The sequence below is a fragment of the Streptococcus oralis genome (assembly GCF_001578945.1).
Classification (GTDB): domain Bacteria; phylum Bacillota; class Bacilli; order Lactobacillales; family Streptococcaceae; genus Streptococcus; species Streptococcus oralis_Q.
This window is the reverse complement of record NZ_KQ969552.1, coordinates 1-3,281: the sequence shown is the minus strand read 5'-3', so window position 1 is coordinate 3,281 and position 3,281 is coordinate 1. Positions and strand designations below refer to the sequence as shown.

The 3,281-nt window shown below is 44.3% G+C and carries 2 protein-coding genes and 1 pseudogene; all 3 read left to right on the top strand.

Annotated elements, in window-relative coordinates:
- The coding region (locus SORDD16_RS05375) for an ASCH domain-containing protein (protein WP_241734015.1) at positions 1–385 on the top strand (385 nt) is incomplete at its 5' end.
- A 117-nt stretch (positions 386–502) separates the two neighbouring features.
- A complete protein-coding gene (locus tag SORDD16_RS05370; protein WP_061452649.1) occupies positions 503–3,049 on the top strand; it encodes a M1 family metallopeptidase in 2,547 nt (848 codons plus the stop codon).
- A 106-nt stretch (positions 3,050–3,155) separates the two neighbouring features.
- Positions 3,156–3,281: pseudogene (locus SORDD16_RS05365) on the top strand (DNA-binding response regulator); the annotation flags it as partial.

Sequence of the window (3,281 nt, the reverse complement as noted above, 5' to 3'; positions counted from 1 at the left end):
TAAGATAGATGCCTGGGCTTTTGGAGCAGAGGCAGACCTTTTAGCCGACTTGGTATTAAGAGGAGAAAAGACAGCAACCGCCTCAGCTTACGACCTCTATGCACTAGAAGGCGAACCCCTTCCGCAAGTAGGAACCTTTGATGTCATTTTAGACAGTCAAAATCAGGCTGTCTGCATTGTCGAAATTACAAAGGTTTCCGTTCAGCCCTTTCATCAAGTTTCTGCTGACCATGCCTACAAGGAAGGTGAGGGAGACAAATCTTTAGCCTATTGGCGCCAGGTTCATGAGGACTTTTTCACCGAGTGTCTGAATAAAGCAGGCCTGACTTTTACGCCTGACAGCAAGGTCGTGTTAGAAGAATTTCGCAAGGTCTATCCTCTGTAGACAGAAGGAAGAAAGTTTTGGAAATCGCCGTCCAATCCTTTTTTCTTAGGCAAAACATGATATAATAAGTTTGTTTGAAGAAGAGCTCTAGCTCTTAAACTTAGATAGGAGAAAATTATGCAAGCAGTTGAACATTTTATTACGCAATTTGTTCCTGAACACTATGATTTATTTTTAGACTTGAGTCGTGAGACCAAGACGTTTTCTGGGAAGGTGACCATCACTGGTCAAGCACAGAGTGACCGTATTTCCCTTCATCAAAAAGACTTGGAAATCGCTTCTGTAGAAGCTGCAGGTCAAGCTCGTCCATTTACAGTTGACCATGACAATGAAGCCCTTCATATCGAATTGGCTGAGGCTGGTCAAGTTGAATTGGTCATCGCCTTTTCAGGAAAAATTACAGACAACATGACAGGGATTTACCCTTCTTACTACGCTGTTGATGGAGTGAAGAAGGAAGTCTTATCTACTCAGTTTGAGAGCCATTTTGCGCGTGAAGCTTTCCCATGTGTGGACGAGCCTGAAGCCAAAGCAACCTTTGATCTCGCTCTTCGTTTTGACCAAGCAGAAGGTGAAGTGGCCTTGTCAAACATGCCTGAGATTGATGTGGAAAACCGCAAGGAAACAGGCATCTGGAGGTTTGAGACAACACCTCGCATGTCTTCTTACTTGTTGGCCTTTGTAGCAGGTGATTTGCAAGGTGTGACCACTAAAACTAAAAATGGTACCCTCGTCGGTGTCTACTCAACCAAAGCCCACCCACTATCTAACCTTGATTTCTCACTGGACATCGCCGTTCGCTCAATTGAGTTCTACGAAGATTATTACGGAGTTAAGTATCCAATCCCTCAATCGCTTCACATCGCCCTTCCTGACTTCTCAGCTGGTGCTATGGAAAACTGGGGTCTTGTGACCTACCGTGAAGTTTACTTGGTTGTGGATGAGAACTCAACCTTTGCTAGCCGTCAACAGGTAGCCCTTGTTATCGCCCACGAGCTTGCCCACCAATGGTTTGGTAACCTCGTGACTATGAAATGGTGGGATGACCTTTGGCTCAATGAAAGCTTCGCCAACATGATGGAATACGTCTGTGTGGATGCTATCGAGCCAAGCTGGAATATCTTTGAAGATTTCCAAACAGGTGGAGTACCTCTTGCTCTTGAACGTGATGCGACGGATGGCGTACAGTCTGTTCACGTCGAAGTCAAACATCCGGATGAAATCAATACGCTCTTTGACGGTGCTATCGTCTATGCTAAAGGAAGCCGCCTCATGCATATGCTTCGCCGTTGGCTAGGTGATACTGATTTCGCTAAAGGCTTGCATGCTTACTTTGAAAAGCACCAGTACAGCAATACCATCGGTCGTGACCTTTGGAATGCTCTCGGACAAGCATCAGGGCGTGATGTCGCATCCTTCATGGACTCTTGGTTGGAACAGCCTGGCTATCCAGTTCTCACTGTCAAAGTTGAAAATGATGTCTTGAAGATTTCACAAAAACAATTCTTCATCGGTGAGCACGAAGACAAGAACCGCCTCTGGGTGGTACCACTTAACAGCAACTGGAAAGGGTTGCCAGATACACTCGAAACTGAAAGTATCGAAATCCCTGGCTACGCAGCTCTTCTTGCTGAAAATGAAGGAGCTCTCCGTCTCAACACTGAAAATACAGCCCACTACATTACCGACTATCAAGGAGACTTGTTAGAAACTGTTCTTGCTGAGTTAGAGACACTTGATAACACAAGCAAACTGCAAATCGTTCAAGAACGTCGTTTGTTGGCTGAAGCAGGGCACATTTCTTATGCAGACTTGCTCCCAGTCCTTGATAAACTTGCTAAGGAAGAGTCTTACCTTGTCGTTTCCGCTGTTTCTCAAGTGATTTCTGCCCTTGAGCGCTTTATCGATGAAGGAACGGATGCTGAAACAGCCTTCAAAGCACTGGTTGCTAAATTAGCTCGTCATAACTATGACCGTCTTGGTTTCGAAGCCAAAGATGGAGAATCAGACGAGGATGAATTGGTTCGTCAGTTGACCATTTCCATGATGATTCGCTCAAATGATGCAGAAGCTAGTCAAGTCGCTAGCCAAATCTTTGCAGCTCACAAGGAAAATCTTGCAGGGCTTCCAGCAGCCATCCGTGCTCAAGTTCTCATCAATGAAATGAAACACCATGAGACCAAAGACTTGGTCGCAACTTATCTGAGCCTCTACACTCATACGACAGATGCGGTCTTCAAACGTCAGTTGGCTGCGGCTCTTGCCTACAGTAAAGATGCTGACAATATCCAAACCTTGATTAGTTCATGGAAGGATAAATTTGTGGTGAAACCACAAGACTTGTCTGCTTGGTACTTCCAGTTCTTAAACCATCAAGCAACTCAAGAAACTGTTTGGGTATGGGCGCGTGAAAACTGGGCTTGGATTAAGGCAGCTCTTGGAGGAGATATGAGCTTTGATAGCTTTGTTATCCTTCCTGCTCATGTATTTAAGACAGAGCAACGCTTGGCGGAATACAAGGAATTCTTTGAACCACAGCTTTCTGACCTTGCTCTTAGCCGTAATATCGGTATGGGAATCAAGGAAATTGCAGCGCGTGTTGACTTGATTAAGCGTGAAAAAGCTTCAGTAGAAGCTGTTGTAGCCCAATATGGCAAAGCTTAATTCGTTCGAAATGTAAACCAAAACTCAACTTTCTATCTGAAAACAAGAGAGAGTTGAGTTTTTTTTAAGGCAATTTTGGTATAATAATCATAACAAGGAGGAGTTTCTGATGATAAAAATCTTATTAGTAGAAGATGACCTGGGCCTGTCAAATTCAGTATTTGACTTTTTAGACGATTTTGCAGATGTCATGCAGGTTTTTGATGGAGAAGAAGGTCTCTACGAAGCTGAA